Genomic DNA, 17140 nt, shown 5'->3' with positions numbered 1-17140 from the left:
GATGGCAGCCTTCCAGCGCATTCTGGCGACCGCACCATTGCTCGCAGACCTGCGCGGCGGCGTGGTGGCGATCGGCAATTTCGATGGTGTCCATCGCGGCCATCAGGCGGTGCTCGAGCGGGCCTCGGCCGAGGCCGGACGGCGCGGAGTGCCGGCCCTGGTGCTGACATTCGAACCGCATCCGCGCAAGATTTTCAGGCCTGATATCCCGTTGTTCGTGCTGACGCCGCCGCCCATGAAGGCGCGGCTCCTGTCGCTGCTGGGCTTTGCCGCGCTCGTCGAGCAGCCGTTCACGCGCGACTTCGCCTCGCTGTCGGCGGAAGCATTCGTGACGGATGTGCTGGAAAGGAATCTTGGCATTACCCATGCCGTGACCGGGTTCGATTTCCATTTCGGCAAGGATCGTCAAGGCGGCCCGGCCTACCTGATGGCGGCCGGCGAGCGTCACGGCTTCGGCGTCACGCTCGTCGACGCTTTCCGTGACGAGGGCGCCGAGGTGGTGTCGTCGAGCCGCATCCGCGGGTTGCTGAGCGAGGGCGAGGTGACCGAGGCCGCCGGACTGCTCGGCTATCGCTTCACTGTCGAAAGTGAAGTGGTCGGCGGACAGCAGCTCGGCCGCACGCTTGGCTTTCCAACCGCGAATATGAGGCTTTCACCCGAAGCCGCACTCAAGGAGGGCATCTATGCCGTCCGCTTTCGCCGCGCCGACGGCACGCTTCACGATGGTGTCGCAAGCTTCGGCCGTCGCCCGACCGTTGACGACAACGGCGCGCCGCTGCTGGAAACCTTCGTCTTTGATTTCTCCGGTGACCTCTATGGCGAGGTCTGCCAGGTTTCCTTCTTCGGTTTCCTGCGCCCGGAGGTGAAGTTCGAAGGGCTCGACGCGCTGGTCGCGCAGATGAAGCGCGATGAAGTCGAGGCACGCGCGCTGCTTGCCGGCGTCAAGCCGCTCTCGGACCTGGATCGCGCCATCGCCTTCTGACGGAATCGCCGAAACTGCGGCGAACTGTGAAGAAGTTCATCGAAGGTGGCCGCCAAAACGTCCAACACTCCTCGATGAAAATCGACCTGTTTGTCTGGAGCGTGGTGCTGGTTTGCGCCGGACTGTTTATCCTCTGCGATGGGCTGAGCGCGCATTGGGGCAAGACCGGCAACGGCCGCAGCCTGGCATACGTCATGCTGCTGTCGCCGCTGTCCTACTCAGTATTCGCTTTTATCAACACAAAGCTGAACCTCGCCGTGACCGGGGCGCTGGTCAACACCATCGTCGTGGCCGGCGCCGTGCTGGTCGGCACCCTTGTCTTTGGCGAAGAGCTGTCCTCGACGCAATATCTTGGAATTGCGCTGGCGCTGGTTTCGGTGACGCTGCTCAATCTGACGTGACTATTTCTTCAGTGCCAGGCCGACGGCGATGAAGGTCCAGCCCTGGAAGATCAGGTCGATCGCCAGGAAGAGACCCAGCACCCACAGGCTGTTGACCGGCCAGCCCATGGCGATGATCAGGCCGGCAAGCGCGCTGATGACGCCTGCCGCGACGACCCAGCCCCAGCCGCGTTCCGGCCGGTGGCTGTAGCCGACCCAGGCCCGGAGCACCCCTGACGCGACCAGCGCGATCGCCAGCAGGAACGTCAGGACCGCTGAAGCGAGCAGCGGGTTGTCGAAAGCGAAGAAGCCGGCAACGGCGTAGAGCAATCCGCTGAGCAGCCAGTAGAAGAAGCGGCTCCAGGTCTTGACGCCGAACGCATGTACGATCTCGATTACACCGGCCATCAGCATCAGCCATCCCACGACATAGACAGAAGCCACCGTGGCGATGAACAGATTGGCGAAGGCAATGCCGCCGAAGATGAGCAGCAGCACGCCGAGCGCGACAAACCACCCCCATTTTGTCCGTGTCTGTTCGATCGCGATTTTCAAGGCGTCGCCGTGCAGGGTCATTGTCGCGGTCTCCATCAAGGGCTACGGGATACTGCCGGATGGAAGTTAGTCCCGGCGCCGGCCAACGTCCAGTCGATGACCGGCAGCGGGATCGCGGCAAACCGCGAGCGGATGTCTCCGGTTTAAATCAAATTTTACCAAACGGCCGTCAAAGCTGTCATCGGTAACCGTGTGTGTTGTGTTAGTGGAGTGGCCATGAGTCCGGTCGGAAGAATCTCTCTGGTGTTGGCCGCTGCGGTGCTGAGCGGCGCGGGTACCGCCAATGCGGGCGAGGGCAGTTGGCTGTCCGGTGACTGGTACCTGACCGTTGGCGCCACCGGCATGGTCGCGCCGAATTTCGAGGGCGGCAAGAAGTACCTGCTCAGCGCCTCGCCGATCATTTCGCTGGGCAAGGCCGGACCGGCGGCCCGCTTCACCTCGCGCAACGACAACATCTCGCTGGCGCTGGTCGACGATGGCGGTGTCCGCGCCGGCTTGACCGGCAAGTTCCTGTTTTCCCGTGACGATGACAATGCCGATGAGCTGAAGGGTCTCGATCCGGTGCGCTGGGGCGGCGAGGTCGGCGGCTTCTTCGAATTCTATCCGACCGATTGGCTGCGCGCCCGCGCCGAGCTGCGCCACGGCATTCGCGCCCACAACGGCTTTGTCGCCGACATCGCTGCCGACGCCTTCTACGATGTGACGCCAACCGTACGGATTTCGGGCGGACCGCGTGTTTCATTCGCCTCGGGCAACTATTTCGACGCCTATTATGGCGTCAACGCGCAGGAAGCGGTGGCCTCGGGCTTGAGCGAATATCATCCCGGTGGTGGGTTGAAGTCGACCGGTCTTGGTGGCGCCATAACCTGGAAGGTGACGGAGCCGATGACCGCCAGCCTGTTTGGCGAGTATTCGCGCCTGATGGGACCGGCGGCCGATTCCAGCCTGGTCAAGGAACGCGGCGACCGCAATCAGTTCATGATCGGCGTGTCGACCACATATCGCTTCGATTTCACGATGTAAGAGACCGTTTGGAAACTCTACCCTGGCGGCCATCTGATGGCGTTTTCTGTGCTTCCCCGTTCTACTGCGTGCAGTAGAACTGTGCTCACGGACCCAAACGTCCGCTGCGCTCCGGTTCTCGAAACCACCACCATATGACTCGCCAGAGCGATTTCGAAACGGTCTCTAAGTGAATCGAACGAGAGACGCTTTATTCCTGCGCCCATCTCCGCTAAAAGCCCACCAATGACGAGCTTTTCGCGCCTTCACGCGCTGACGATACGAATTATAAGCCCGGTGTTCCGGGCGGCCTGAGGGTCGCCGGAGCCGCCGGGAATCTTGCGCGCGGCCTCTCGCGCTTTTTCCAGATCACAGGCATGTCGCCCAAAAGTGGCCCCGGTTTTGGGAAAACGACATGCGCAAAAAGTATAGTTCAACGCCCGAGCGCCTTTGCCGCCGGGCAATGCACATGGCAGACCAATGACCGATACCCCAAAGACCGACACCAAAGAAACGATCGATTATTCCAAGACGCTTTACCTGCCGCAGACGGATTTTCCGATGCGCGCCGGCTTGCCGGAGAAGGAACCGCTGCTGGTCAAGCGCTGGCAGGACATGGACCTCTACCGCAAGCTGCGCGAAAGCGCGGCCGGTCGCACGAAATACGTGCTGCATGACGGCCCGCCCTACGCCAACGGCAACATCCATATCGGCCATGCGCTGAACAAGATACTCAAGGACGTCATCACCCGCTCGTTCCAGATGCGCGGCTATGACTCGAACTATGTGCCCGGCTGGGACTGCCATGGCCTGCCGATCGAATGGAAGATCGAGGAGCAGTACCGCGCCAAGGGCAAGAACAAGGACGAGGTGCCGGTCAACGAATTCCGCAAGGAATGCCGTGAGTTCGCCGCGCACTGGATCACGGTGCAGGGGGCTGAGTTCCAGCGGCTCGGCGTCATCGGCGACTTCAAGAATCCCTATACGACGATGGCTTTCCATGCCGAGGCGCGGATCGCCGGCGAGCTGTTGAAATTCGCCATGTCGGGCCAGCTCTATCGCGGCTCCAAGCCGGTGATGTGGAGCGTGGTCGAGCGCACGGCACTGGCCGAGGCCGAGGTCGAGTACCAGGACTATGAGTCCGACACGATCTGGGCGAAGTTTCCGGTCGCTAGCCTGGTCCGTCCCATCGATGATGGTGAGACCAAGCTGACGGAGGGAGCGCTCGATCTGCTGCAGGCCCACGTCGTCATCTGGACGACGACGCCATGGACGATCCCGGGCAACCGGGCGGTCAACTATTCGCCGCGCATCAGCTACGGCCTCTACGAGGTCACGGCGGCCGAGAACGCGTTCGGCCCGCAGCCGGGCGAAAAGCTGATCTTTGCCGACGCACTGGCCGAAGACGCCTCGGCCAAGGCCAAGGTCACCTTGAATCGTCTCCGCGGCGTTTCGGCGCAAGAGCTTGGAAGCCTTACGCTTTCGCATCCGTTCAAGGGCTTTGGCGGCGGCTACGAATTTGCCGTTCCGATGCTCGCCGGCGACCATGTCACCGACGATGCCGGCACCGGCTTCGTCCACACCGCGCCCGGCCACGGTCGCGAGGATTTCGACGCTTGGATGGATGCGGCGGCGGACCTGCGCGCACGCGGCATCGACAGCGCCATCCCGTTCACCGTCGACGATGGCGGCTTCTTCACCAAGGATGCACCGGGTTTCGGCCCGGACCGCGAGGGTGGGCCGGCGCGTGTCATCGACGACAACGGCAAGAAGGGCAACGCCAACCAGGCGGTCATCGACGAACTGATCAAGCGCAACGCGCTGTTTGCGCGCGGCCGCCTGAAGCACAGCTATCCGCATTCCTGGCGGTCGAAGAAACCGATCATCTTCCGCAACACGCCGCAGTGGTTTGTCTATATGGACAAGGACCTCGGCGACGGCTCGACGCTGCGCAGCCGCGCGCTGAAGGCGATCGACGACACCCGTTTCGTGCCCGCCGCCGGCCAGAACCGCATCCGCGCCATGATCGAGGAGCGTCCGGACTGGGTGCTGTCGCGCCAGCGCGCCTGGGGCGTGCCGATCGCCGTCTTCGCGGATGCCGACGGCAACGTGCTGAAGGACGAGGCGGTCAACCAGCGCATCATGGACGCCTTCGAACAGGAGGGCGCCGACGCCTGGTTCGCCGCCGGCGCCAAGGAACGTTTCCTCGGCAATCACGATGCCTCCAAATGGAAGCAGGTGATGGACATCCTCGACGTCTGGTTCGATTCGGGCTCGACGCACGCCTTCACGCTGGAGGATCGTCCTGACCTGAAATGGCCGGCCGACGTCTATCTCGAAGGCTCCGACCAGCATCGCGGCTGGTTCCATTCCTCGCTGCTGGAAAGCTGCGGCACCAGGGGCAGGGCGCCCTACGACACCGTCGTCACCCATGGTTTCACCATGGACGAGGATGGCCGCAAGATGTCGAAGTCGCTCGGCAACACCGTCGTGCCGCAGGACGTCATCAAGCAGTCAGGCGCCGACATCCTGCGGCTTTGGGTGGTGACGACCGACTACTGGGAGGACCAGCGGCTCGGCAAGAACGTGCTGCAGACCAACATCGACGCCTACCGCAAGCTGCGCAACACCATCCGCTGGATGCTGGGCACGCTCGCCCATGACGATGGTGAAGAGGTGCCGCTGGAGAAGATGCCGGAGCTGGAGCGGCTGATGCTGCACCGGCTCTCCGAACTCGATGAGGTCGTGCGCTCGGGCTACGACGCCTTCGAATTCAAGCGCATCACCCGCATGCTGCTCGATTTCATGGTGGTCGAGCTGTCGGCGTTCTATTTCGACATCCGCAAGGACGCGCTCTACTGCGACGCGCCGTCGAGCGTGAAACGCAAGGCTTCGGTGCAGGTGGTGCGCCATCTGTTCGATTGCCTGGTGAAATGGCTGGCGCCGATGCTGCCCTTCACCATGGAAGAGGCCTGGCTCGATCGTCATCCCGACGCCGTCTCGGTGCATCTCGACCAGTTCCCGCAAATTCCGGCGGACTGGAAGAACGAGGCGCTGGCGGAAAAGTGGCGGCAGGTACGGCAGGTGCGGCGTGTCGTCACCGGCGCGCTGGAGATCGCACGTGCCCAGAAGGTGATCGGGTCGTCGCTGGAAGCAGTACCGGTCGTCACCATCAACGATGCCGCGCTCGAAGCGGCGATAGCCGATGTCGACATGGCCGAGATGGCCATCACCAGCGATCTGGTGATCGCTCATGGCGAAGCGCCCGCGGGTGCCTTCACGCTTGACGACGTCAGGGGTGTCGCCGTGGTGGTCGAAAAGGCCGAGGATCGCGGCCTGGTGAAATGCGCACGGTCCTGGCGCTACACCGCCGATGTCGGCGAGGATCCGGAATTCCCGGATGTTTCGGCTAGGGATGCGGCGGTGCTGCACGAATTGAAGGCGCTCGGCCGGCTTTGACAGGCCGACCGGCCAGCTTGAACGGTGCACAAATGCCACGCCGGGCGGGCGAAAACCGCCCGCGCGTTGCCCTTAACGAGTGGTTGAGGTAAACACGCGAAACTCCGGAAGACAAATTGTCGCCGGATTTCCGTCGCAAGTGCTTGGACGATGGGGACCGGTCATAAGGCCGGTGGCAATCGAGAGGCTGTCTACAGTGGGACTTTTTGGCATGACCGAGAGATATAATGCGCGCCTGGCGCTGCTGGCGCCGCTTGTCGCATCGGGCCTGGCTTTGTCCGGCTGCATGGGGTCTCCGACCTATGGCACCGACAAGACCGCCGGCGAACAGCTGGCCGGCGATATTTCGGGCGCCTTTTCATTCGCGCCCAAGCGCAAGGAACAGATCGATTACAAGCCGCGCCCAACGCTGGTGAAGCCGGCGCCGGGCCGGAAGGAAGCGCTGCCGGCGCCGCAGGACAGCATCGAGACGGCGAGCGCCGAATGGCCCGAATCGCCCGAGCAGCGCCGCGCCCGCCTGCGCGCCGACGCCACCGCCCACCAGAACGATCCGGCTTATCAGTCGGAGATCATCGACGACGTGCAGACCGATCCGGCCTCGGTGAAGAAGGCGATGGCGGATTCAGGTTCGAGCCACCCGCCGGCGTGGACACCAGCCGATTCCGACAAGGGTCGCGCCGCCGAGATCCAGCGCCGCCTTGCCGATAGCAAGCAGGGCGATCCGAACACCCGCAAATATCTGAGCGAACCGCCAGTGCAGTATCGTGTCGCGGCCGGCACGGCGCCGCAGGGCGAGCTTGGCGAGGACGAGTACAAGAAGGAACGCCGTCTCAAGAAAGAGGCGGAAGGCAAGAAGGGCAGTGGCTGGTTCGACTGGATGCCGTCCCTGTAAAAACCGCCTCTTTGTTGTTTCTTGCCAAAGGGCGCTCGGTTCAGCCGCGCCGTTCCCGGAAAAATCCTTTGAGCAGCACGGCCGCTTCGGTCTCGCCCAAGCCCGGATAGATGTCGGGCGCGTGGTGGCAGGTCGGCGAGGCGAAGAAGCGTACACCATTGACCACGGCACCGCCCTTGTCGTCGGCGGCGCCGAAATAGAGCCGGCGCAGCCGGGCGAAGGAAATGGCGCCGGCGCACATGGCGCACGGCTCCAGCGTCACATAGAGATCGTGGCCGGTCAGCCGCTCGGCTGACAGCTTGCGGCAGGCGTCGCGGATGACCAGCATCTCGGCATGCGCCGTCGGGTCGGCAAGTTCGCGTGTGCGGTTACCGGCGCTGGCGACAACGCCATCGCCGTTGGCGATGACGGCGCCGACCGGCACTTCGCCACGCAAGGCGGCAGCTTCGGCCTCCTTCAGCGCCAGCGCCATGAAATCGGGCCGCTTCACGCGATTTCCATTCCGATTATCTCCTCGCCACCTGACGGTGATCCTGTTATTGAGCGCATGACCTCGAAAATCGGGACTCGGTTTTCGAAAATGATCATGCGCCACATCAAAAGTGCTACAGCGTTCGTTGCGCGCCCGAAAGGATGCGCCACGCTGTAGCAGCGCAAACGGATAAAGGCCACATGGACGACAACGACAAGAAATTCCGACCCAAGAAGGGTCCGGTCAGAAGCGGCTCGAAAGCCGCGGGGTCGCGCGGCCGTGATGGCGCGGCCGGCAAGGGCGGCAAGCCGTCCTTTGGCGCCAAGAAACCTTACGCACCGCGCGGCGACCGTCCGATGGCGGCTGAGGGCGAGCGGCCGAGGCGCGATTTCAAGGGCGGCGACAAGCCATTCAGCAAAGGTCCGCGTCCCGAAGGCAAGCCTTTTGAGAAGCGTGAGGGGCCACGCAAGCCTTACGCACCGCGCGGCGACCGCCCGGTGGCCGCTGAAGGCGAGCGCAAGCCGTATGAAAAGCGCGAAGGGCCACGCAAACCCTACGCACCGCGCGGCGACCGCCCAGTGGCTGCTGAAGGTGAGCGCAAGCCCTATGAGAAGCGCGAAGGCCCACGCAAGCCCTACGCACCGCGCGGCGACCGGCCAATGGCCGCCGAAGGCGAACGCAAGCCGTATGAGAAGCGTGAAGGGCCGCGCAAACCCTATGCGCCACGCGGCGATCGGCCGATGGCCGCCGAAGGCGAACGCAAGCCGTACGAGAAGCGCGAAGGGCCGCGCAAACCCTATGCACCACGTGGCGACCGGCCGGCTGCGGCGGCGGAGGGCGGCGAAAAACGCTTCGACCGTCCCAAGCGTGATTTTGGCGACCGCGCGTCGCGCGACGCCGGCGATCGACCGAAGCGTGACTTCGCTGACCGCCCCAAGCGTGATTTCGGCGATCGTCCCAAGCGTGACTTTGGCGATCGGCCGCAAGGCGCATCAGGCGGCACCTTCAAGCCGCGCCCGCGTCCCGCTGACGCTGCGGAAGAGGCAGGCGAACGCATCGCCAAGCGGCTGGCGCGTGCCGGCCTGGCCTCGCGCCGCGATGCCGAGGAGCTGATCGCTGCCGGTCGCGTCAAGGTCAATGGCCGCGCCCTGACCTCGCCGGCCTTCAACGTCATGCCTGATGACATCATCCATCTCGACGGCATGGAAATCCCGCCGATCGAGCGCACCCGGCTGTTCCTGTTCCACAAGCCGGCCGGCGTCGTCACCACCAACCGCGATCCCGAGGGCCGCAAGACCGTCTTCGACGTGCTGCCGGCTGAATTGCCGCGACTGATGACCATCGGCCGGCTGGACATCAACACCGAAGGCCTGCTGCTGCTCACCAACGATGGCGGCCTGTCGCGCGTGCTCGAACTGCCGGCCACCGGCTGGCTGCGGCGCTACCGCGTGCGCGTCCACGGCAAGGTCGAGGAGAGCGCCCTTGCCGGCCTGCGTGAAGGCATTGCCGTCGACGGCGTCTTTTACGGCGCCATCGAAGCGACGCTCGACCGTGAGCAAGGCACCAATGCCTGGCTGACGATCGGCCTGCGCGAGGGCAAGAACCGCGAAGTCAGGAACATCCTGGGTTCGCTCGGCCTCGATGTGACGCGGCTGATCCGCATTTCCTACGGCCCGTTCCAGCTCGATGACCTCGCCGAGGGCCATGTGCTGGAGATCAAGGGCAGGGTGTTGCGTGACCAGCTTGGCGAGCGCCTGGTCGAGGAATCAGGCGCCAATTTCGACGCCGACGTCACCAAACCGTTTTCCAACAAGCCGGTGCGGCGCACCGAAATCCGCGAGCCGGAGCCGGAAAGGCCGAAATTCACCCGCGACGGCGAGCGCCGTCCGATCGGCGAGGGCGGCTTGATCAAGAACCGCAAACGCCGCGAAGGCAGCCGCGACGAGGCGCTGGGTAAACTGTCGACAAGCCCCGACAGGAGCGCAGGGTCCGAGAAGAGCTTTGGCGAGCGCGGTCCGCGGCCCGAACGCAGCTTTGGCGACAAACCCCGCGGCAATTTTGGCGACAAGCCGCGTGGCGGCTTTGGTGACAAACCGCGTGGTGCTTTTGGCGGCAAGCCGGGCGGCGGCAAGAAGTCCGAGCGCGAGCAGCGGCCGATCGAGCCGCCCGGCCAGCGCAAGGCCAATGTCTGGATGGCGCCGGGCGCGCGGCCGATCGGCAAGGGCAGGGCTGAGGCCGACGCCGCCAAGGCGGCTGACGCCAAGGCGCGCAAGGCGTCATTCAAGCCGTCTTATGGCAAACCCGCCGGTGCAAAGCCGTTCAGCAAGCCTAGAGGCGAGCCGGGCGGCGGCGAGCGTCCGCGCGGCGGTCCCAAGGGGCCCAGGACGAAATGAGGCCTGGGCCACGATGAGAATCGTCGGCGGTGAGTTTCGTGGGCGTCCCCTGGCGACGCCGCGCTCGAGCGCCATCCGTCCGACGACCGATCGCACCCGCGAGGCCGTCTTCAACGTGCTGGCGCATCGTTTTGCCGATCAATTGGACGGCGCGCGCGTGCTCGACCTGTTCGCCGGCACCGGCGCGCTTGGGCTCGAAGCGCTGTCGCGCGGTGCCTCCTACGGCGTCTTCATCGAGGAATCGGCGGAAGGCCGTGGCCTGATCCGAGACAATGTCGAAGCCTTCGGCCTGACCGGCCGCACCAAGATCTTCCGCCGCGACGCCACCGGCCTCGGTGAGGCCGGCACGCTGGCGCCGTTCGGCCTCGTCTTCGCCGACCCGCCCTATGGCAAGGGCCTTGGCGAGCGCGCCCTGCAGTCGGCGAAAGCCGGCGGCTGGCTCCGCCCCGGCGCGCTGTGCGTGGTCGAGGAGGCCGCGGTGGCGCCCTTCGAGCCAGGCCCCGGCTTTTCCGTGCTGGACGAACGCAGCTATGGCGAGACCGTCATCCGCTTCATCGAGGCGGCCTGATCCGACTTGCATCCATAGCCGGCATCCACGGCCGGCCTCTTTGCCGCCGCCTTTGCCGGCAACATGACCAACAATTCACTTTGCTTGTCGCCAACACCCTGCCTATCGTCCTGCCAAGAGCAATTCCAGGAAAAGTGCGAAGCGGTTTTCCGTCCGGAATTGCGTCAAAACAAAGAGATAGAGCGGTCAACGTTTCCGTGAAACGATGAACCGCTCTACGAAACCGGAGCCATTGATGACATCCAAGGCTGAATGGCTGCGCACAACACTGCTGACGACCTCGTTGGCTTTTGTCATGACCGGCCCGGCGCTGGCCGATAGTGCGCCGGACGCGTTCAAGGTGACGGACTTCCTGCTCGATAACGGCATGGAGGTCGTCGTCATTCCCGACCATCGCGCGCCGATCGTCACCCATATGGTCTGGTACAAGATCGGCAGCGCCGACGAGCCGCCCGGCAAATCGGGCATCGCGCATTTCTTCGAGCATCTGATGTTCAAGGCGACGACCCACCATGCGGCGGGCGAGTTCGATCGCGCCATCTCCGACATCGGCGGCTCCAACAACGCCTTCACCTCTTACGACTACACCGCCTTCCACGAGACGGTGGCGCCGTCGGCGCTCGAGCTGATGATGAGCTTCGAGGCCGACCGCATGCGCAATCTCATCCTCACCGACGACGTCATCAAGCCCGAGCGCGACGTCATCCTCGAGGAGCGCCGCTCGCGCATCGACAACAATCCGGAGGCGGTTCTGGACGAGGAGGTGGACGCCACGCTGTGGCAGAACCAGCCCTATCGCATTCCGGTCATCGGCTGGATGCAGGAGATGCAGCAACTGAACCGCACCGACGCGACCGCCTTCTATGACAAATACTACCGGCCCAACAACGCCGTGCTGATCGTCGCCGGCGATGTCGAGCCGGACACGGTGCGGGCGCTGGCCGAAAAGACCTATGGCAAGGTGGCGCGCGGCCCCGATCTGCCGCCCCGCATCCGCCCGGTCGAACCGGAGCAGAACACCAAGCGCACGGTCACGCTCTCCGATGCCCGTGTCAGCGTGCCGAGTTTTTCCACCCAATGGGTGGTGCCGTCCTACCATTCCGGCAAGCCGGGTGAAGCGGAAGCGCTCGACTTGCTGGCGGAAATCCTCGGCGGCGGCAATCGCAGCCGGCTCTACCAGGCCCTCGTCGTCCAGCAAGGCATCGCTTCCAGCGCCGGCGCCTTTTTCCAGGGCACGATGCTCGACGACACCAATTTCACTATCTACGGCGCACCGCGTGGCGATGCCAAACTCGCCGATGTCGAAGCGGCGGTCGATGCGGAAGTGGCACGCATCGTCAAGGATGGCGTCACGCCATCGGAGCTGGAAAAGGCCAAGGACCGCTATGTCAGGTCGATGATCTTTGCCCGCGACAAGCAGGATTCGATGGCCAACATCTACGGCTCGACACTGGCCACCGGCGGCAATGTGCAGGACGTCCAGCAATGGCCGGACCGCATCCGCAAGGTCACATCAGACGAGGTCAAGGCCGTTGCCGCGCGCTATCTGATGCTCGCCCGGTCGACGACCGGCTATCTCTTGCCGCAGCAACAGGCGGGGAATTGACGATGATGAGCACGAACGCGATACGCGCACGCGCGCCGCTTGCAACCCTTTTCCTCTCCATTCTCTTCCTGATCCTGCCCACGCTCACCGCGCGCGCCATGGACATCCAGTCCGTCACCTCGCCAAAGGGCATCACCGCCTGGCTGGTGGAGGACTATTCCGTGCCGATCGTTGCCATCCGCTTTGTCTTCGGCGGTGGCTCGACGCAGGATCCGCCGGGCAAGGAGGGTTTGGCCAACCTGATGACCGGCCTGTTCGACGAAGGCGCCGGCCCGCTCGACAGTGAAGGCTTCCAGATCAAGCTCGACGATGCCGGTGCCGAGATGAGTTTCGACGAAAGCCGCGACGGCATCTACGGCTCGATGCGCATGCTGGCCGAGCAGCGCGACGAGGCCTTCGATCTGTTGCGGCTGGCGGTCAACGAGCCGCGCTTCGACCAGATGCCGATCGACCGCATCCGCTCCCAGATCCTGTCCGGCATCATCGCCGGCGAGAACGATCCCGACACGGTCGCACAGAGCAAATGGGCGCGCGCCCTCTATGGCGACCATCCCTATTCCCGGTCCGACCAGGGCACCAAGGAAAGCATCGCCACCATCACGCCGGATGACCTGAAAGCCTTTCACAAGGCGATTTTCGCGCGCGGCGGCCTGCATATCGCCGTCGTCGGCGCCATCGACCCCGAGACGCTGAAGAAGAAGCTCGACATGGTGTTCGGCGATCTGCCGCAAAACCAGGCGCTACGGCCGGTGGCCGATATCGACCCCAAGCTGGCCCAGCATGTCGAGGTCGACTATGACCTGCCGCAGACCTCCCTGCAGCTCGCTTTTCCCGGCGTGAAGCGCAAGGCGGCGGATTTCTTTCCCGCAGTGCTGATGAACGAGATCCTCGGCGGCGGTACCTTCACCTCGCGCCTGTTCCAGGAGGTGCGCGAAAAGCGGGGGCTGGCCTACAGCGTCAACTCCTCGCTGATCAACCAGGACCACGCAAATGCGCTGATCGTCAGCACCGGCACCCGGTCGGACCGGGCGGCCGAGACGCTGGGCATCGTCCGCGACGTGGTCAAGCAACTGGCCGAGCAAGGCCCGACCGAGGCGGAGCTGGCGGCGACCAAGAAATACATGATCGGTGCCTACGCCATCAACAATCTGGACTCGTCGAGTTCCATCGCCGCGACGCTGGTCGAGCTGCAGCTCGACGATCTCGGCATCGACTACATGCAGCGCCGCGCCGGCTACATCAGCGCGGTGACGCTGGATCAGGTCAAGGCGGCGGCGAAAAAGCTGCTGTCGGCCGAGCCGACCATCATGGTCATAGGACCGAAACTGGCCGGAGCCGGCAAGGGATGAGCCCGACCTTCGGCATAGCCTTCGGCGGCGGCGGCGCGCGCGGGCTGGCGCATATCCATGTCATCGAGGCGCTGGACGAGTTGGGCATCAAGCCGGTGGCCATAGCCGGCTCGTCGATCGGCGCCATCATGGGCGCCGGCATGGCATCAGGCATGACCGGCAAGGAGATCCACGACTATGCCCGCTCGATCCTCGGCCGCCGCGCCGAAGTGGCGAGCCGCATGTGGCGGGCGCGGCCGGGCACGATCGCCGAAGCCATGCAGAACGGCATCCGCGTCAGCCAGTTCAATGTCGAGCGCATCCTGAAAGCATTTTTGCCCGAAGCCATTCCCGAGACCTTTGCTGAGTTGAAAATCCCGCTCAAGGTCACGGCGACCGACTATTTCGGCCACAAGCTCGCCGTCTTCGACGATGGTGACCTGCACTCCGCGCTTGCGGCCTCTGCGGCCATACCCGCCGTGTTCCGCCCGGTGACCCGCGACGGCCGCCTGCTGATCGACGGCGGCATCTACAACCCCGTGCCATTCGACCTGCTCGAGAACGATGCCGACATCATCATCGGCGTCGACGTCGTCGGCGCGCCGGAAGAGGCCGACCGCAAACAGCCGACCTCCGTCGACCTGATGTTCGGCGCCACACAGCTGATGATGCAGTCGATCATCGCCAACAAGCTGAAGCAGTGCCGCCCCGACATCCTGGTCCGACCGGCGGTGTCGAAATACCGCGTCCTCGATTTCCTGAAGATCGACGCCCTGATGAGCGAGACGGTGGACATCAAGGACGAGCTGAAGCGCCAGGTGGAGAGGGTGCTGGAGGCGAGGGGCGGGAAGGGCAAGCGCGGGAAGCGGGTTGCTGGGTGAAGGTAATTTGGAGTGTGGTACTGGCGGGGGTTTGGTACACCAAGCCGCCGCCACGTCTCGTTGATACGAGGAATCTGAATCGCCAGCGCTGAACAACTTTATCTTAGCTGCGCATTGAACGCGGCCGCGCAGCCCTAGCTAGTCCTCCGATGTATAAGGTTTCCAAAAGCGACGCTCGCCAGCCACCCAGAGGGTGAAAAGCACGGATCGACCGTGCCCCCAACTGTCGCCACCGACATTGTATTGTGCACAAACCTGGTCGGTCTCGGTTTTCGAAATGCCAATGTTCTCGTCACCCACACCGCCGAGGACTTGTCTGCCTGTTGTGGCGGTTGATGGAACGAGCAAGTACCCCGCCACTTGCTCGAAATCGGCTGGTGTCGCTGGAAAGCAGAGCTCGCCTGGACTTTGTTCGTTGGAATTAGCGACGGATACGATCCTCGAGGTTACATATCTCTTTCTATCCACCACACTTTTTGAGATCGACGGATCGCGAGGAACCGTGAGGCTGGCGTTTCCTTGGGGTGTGTCACTTACTGAAACGACCAAACGCGCGTCTTTCTTTACGTCGCTACGCTGAAACAGAATGTCGAACTCCTTTGGACCCCGGAAGTCGACCATCAATTTGCGTTGAAAGTCATCGATCGCCAAAGTGCCTCCGATGTTGTTGATGCTCAATGTTCTTTTCCGAGGATCGTTGCCGTCGGTGTAAAAAGCAACGCGCACCGTTACGATATCCGAGCCCGGTCGGCTGTCGACCACCCATATATGCGTGCCAACGGGCCTTAACGATCGAAGGCACTCGCTGTATGCCTGTGCGGCGGCCGGGGCGAGATAGACCTCGTTCCAAGACAGGTTGTCCTGCTCACTGAAGTCCGATCTGTATTCGGAGAAATATTGTTGCCTCGTTTCATCGAACTGGTCCCAGGACATCGCGCTTGTCAACGGGATGCCGCCGATCAATGCCGATCCTGACATATCGAGTGAGCGTTTTGCCTGCTCGAAATCGGACTTCTTGATTGTGTGTAGAATTGCCAAATTCTGGGCAACGTCATGCTGCACGTTTTTTGTGTTTTGAATGAGCGCACCCTGGCAATCCGATTGATCTCGGGCGTTCGCTGGCGCTGACAAAAGGGTCAGAATTATCAGAGCAGTGTTCGTTTTTGCGGACATGTAGCATCTCCCAGGAAACATGTTTGCGCTCCGAGGCTTCCGGTAACGAATTGAACTGGACTTCGGAGGTGGCCCTCACTTGGACTGCGTTCCTTGCAGCCCATGCCTGAGGGGCAGACAACATGGGAATCGGCAACGCCGCACGCCCCAAACGGGGGTTGCGCGAGTGGGGTCAGCAGTATCGCGCTATTCTTGTCAGGAGCAGGATGAGTTCGGTTTGGCGCGAAGTGGAGGTTTTGTCGAAAATCGACTTCAAGCGAGTTCGCGCAGTTTCTCTTTCGATGACAAGGCCGTCCGCAGCTTCGGAGAGGCTGTCTCCGTTTAACAGCCGTTCACACAGCAGCCTCTCGGAGGGCGTCAGTCCAAACAGTGTCTGCGCCGCCGGCATGTCGAGCTGCCTGGTCTCATGCGCATTGAGGTCGGCTATGCGCACCAGAACCGTTCGCCGGGTCGGCAAAAGCGGCGCCAAACTGCAAACGGCGGCTTCAGGTTCGATCGCGGTGAGTGAAATGTGCCACCTGCTGTCGGCAGTTCCGAACGATATGCTCGAGATGTCCGTTGGAGTTCCCTGGCATAGAAGAGTGATGGCTTGCATGAACGCGGTGTTGGCAAGCGGGTTTGTCAGACGAATTCTGCGCCCGGTGACCATGACTGCGTTGCCGGATCGAAAAACACGCTCTGCCGCCCTGTTGGCCTCCATCAGCAGGCAGCCGGCAGCAACGACGAACGCTGGACGAGTGCTTGCCCCCACGAGGGCGGCCGAACTCATCGCCTTCTCGGTTGCAGAACGCACGGCGCGTCCAAATTCGACCGATCGGTTGAGATTGCCTCGCAAGCGCTCCAACAGGCGAACAGCAAGGACGTCGTATGTGGGCGCGTGTCCTATGGGATAGTGCAGCAACATCTGTACCGTCTCGCCGCTGTCGGCTTCGATCTTTACCCCGGCGGCGGCTTCGATGCCGTTCTGCGGTACCATCCAGTCATTATAGAATTCGGTGTCGCGATAGAGGGCGCTTGGCGCCACTGCTTCGCTGGCAGCGACCTTTCCAGCTGGAGTTTTCGACCAGTATTCGATCCAGGGGTTCACCGCCGCGTAGTGATCCATATAGGATTGAAAAAAACCCGGCTGAAGATTGTGCGTTACGAACGAATTGAGCTGAAGCGTAGAGAAATTCTTGTTGTGGATCGCCGCAAAAGAGCCAGGAACAGCATCCGCTACAGCAGCAACGACCTCACTCCATGTCGACCTGCCAACACAAACGCCGTCAACGAGGCTGGCAATTTCATTGCCTAGCTTGTCAAAATTTGAGAGCTGTGCGCCAAACCCCATTTTGACATGTAACCATAAGAACCGGGCGAGTACCTCTGATTATTGACAGTGTTTAAGTTTGTTCGCAACTGATGAAGATCATGGTCTAGCACCCGCCAATCGGACTGCTGTCACACCGA

14 protein-coding genes are annotated in these 17140 nt (G+C 62.9%); 10 read left to right on the top strand and 4 right to left on the bottom strand.

Annotated elements, in window-relative coordinates; genetic code table 11:
• Position 1 precedes the first annotated feature (1 nt).
• Both ACZ89F_RS17480 and ACZ89F_RS17475 read left to right on the top strand, forming a co-directional pair.
• The gene (locus tag ACZ89F_RS17480; protein ID WP_476097304.1) at positions 2–982 is read left to right on the top strand and encodes a bifunctional riboflavin kinase/FAD synthetase; all 981 of its coding nucleotides are present in this window, start codon (positions 2–4) and stop codon (positions 980–982) included.
• A 74-nt stretch (positions 983–1056) separates the two neighbouring features.
• Entirely contained in the window at positions 1057–1383 is a 327-nt protein-coding gene (locus ACZ89F_RS17475) for a hypothetical protein (RefSeq protein WP_476093144.1), read from the top strand.
• Here ACZ89F_RS17475 and ACZ89F_RS17470 read toward each other — a convergent pair whose 3' ends face one another.
• Positions 1384–1938: an HdeD family acid-resistance protein gene (locus ACZ89F_RS17470; RefSeq protein ID WP_126068689.1), complete on the bottom strand. Its 555-nt coding sequence runs from the start codon at positions 1936–1938 to the stop codon at positions 1384–1386.
• Positions 1939–2133: 195 nt separating this feature from the next.
• Here ACZ89F_RS17470 and ACZ89F_RS17465 point away from each other — a divergent pair, with 195 nt between their 5' ends.
• The 3 genes from ACZ89F_RS17465 to ACZ89F_RS17455 all read left to right on the top strand — a co-directional run bounded on the left by ACZ89F_RS17465 (position 2134) and on the right by ACZ89F_RS17455 (position 7270).
• Positions 2134–2940: a MipA/OmpV family protein gene (locus tag ACZ89F_RS17465; RefSeq protein ID WP_476093143.1), complete on the top strand. Its 807-nt coding sequence runs from the start codon at positions 2134–2136 to the stop codon at positions 2938–2940.
• Positions 2941–3399: 459 nt separating this feature from the next.
• Complete coding sequence (gene ileS / locus ACZ89F_RS17460; RefSeq protein ID WP_476093142.1) at positions 3400–6378, top strand: isoleucine--tRNA ligase; 2979 nt, start codon at positions 3400–3402, stop codon at positions 6376–6378.
• 211 nt (positions 6379–6589) lie between these two features.
• Positions 6590–7270: a hypothetical protein gene (locus ACZ89F_RS17455; RefSeq protein ID WP_476093141.1), complete on the top strand. Its 681-nt coding sequence runs from the start codon at positions 6590–6592 to the stop codon at positions 7268–7270.
• A 40-nt stretch (positions 7271–7310) separates the two neighbouring features.
• On the opposite strand, the gene ACZ89F_RS17450 is transcribed toward ACZ89F_RS17455, so the two are convergent.
• The gene (locus ACZ89F_RS17450; protein ID WP_476093140.1) at positions 7311–7760 is read right to left on the bottom strand and encodes a nucleoside deaminase; all 450 of its coding nucleotides are present in this window, start codon (positions 7758–7760) and stop codon (positions 7311–7313) included.
• Positions 7761–7942: 182 nt separating this feature from the next.
• Here ACZ89F_RS17450 and ACZ89F_RS17445 point away from each other — a divergent pair, with 182 nt between their 5' ends.
• The 5 genes from ACZ89F_RS17445 to ACZ89F_RS17425 all read left to right on the top strand — a co-directional run bounded on the left by ACZ89F_RS17445 (position 7943) and on the right by ACZ89F_RS17425 (position 14518).
• Complete coding sequence (locus ACZ89F_RS17445) at positions 7943–10135, top strand: pseudouridine synthase (RefSeq protein ID WP_476093139.1); 2193 nt, start codon at positions 7943–7945, stop codon at positions 10133–10135.
• Positions 10136–10148: 13 nt separating this feature from the next.
• Positions 10149–10703: a 16S rRNA (guanine(966)-N(2))-methyltransferase RsmD gene (rsmD, locus tag ACZ89F_RS17440; RefSeq protein WP_476093138.1), complete on the top strand. Its 555-nt coding sequence runs from the start codon at positions 10149–10151 to the stop codon at positions 10701–10703.
• Between the two features lie 235 nt (positions 10704–10938).
• A complete protein-coding gene (locus ACZ89F_RS17435) occupies positions 10939–12309 on the top strand; it encodes a M16 family metallopeptidase (RefSeq protein WP_476093137.1) in 1371 nt (456 codons plus the stop codon).
• Positions 12310–12311: 2 nt separating this feature from the next.
• Positions 12312–13658, top strand: coding sequence for a M16 family metallopeptidase (locus ACZ89F_RS17430; protein WP_476093136.1), 1347 nt, complete (start codon positions 12312–12314; stop codon positions 13656–13658).
• Entirely contained in the window at positions 13655–14518 is an 864-nt protein-coding gene (locus ACZ89F_RS17425) for a patatin-like phospholipase family protein (protein WP_476093135.1), read from the top strand. Before ACZ89F_RS17430 ends, ACZ89F_RS17425 begins: the two co-directional genes overlap by 4 nt.
• A gap of 138 nt (positions 14519–14656) precedes the next feature.
• On the opposite strand, the gene ACZ89F_RS17420 is transcribed toward ACZ89F_RS17425, so the two are convergent.
• Together ACZ89F_RS17420 and ACZ89F_RS17415 are read right to left on the bottom strand one after the other, a co-directional pair.
• Positions 14657–15691, bottom strand: coding sequence for a hypothetical protein (locus ACZ89F_RS17420; RefSeq protein WP_476093134.1), 1035 nt, complete (start codon positions 15689–15691; stop codon positions 14657–14659).
• A 172-nt stretch (positions 15692–15863) separates the two neighbouring features.
• Positions 15864–17021, bottom strand: a complete 1158-nt coding sequence (locus ACZ89F_RS17415) for a helix-turn-helix transcriptional regulator (RefSeq protein ID WP_476093133.1) — start codon at positions 17019–17021, stop codon at positions 15864–15866.
• Positions 17022–17140 lie beyond the last annotated feature (119 nt).

It is taken from the genome of Mesorhizobium sp. USDA 3734, assembly GCF_056279665.1.
The sequence above is the reverse complement of the archived record's forward strand: the minus strand, read 5'-3'. Positions and strand labels throughout refer to the sequence as shown.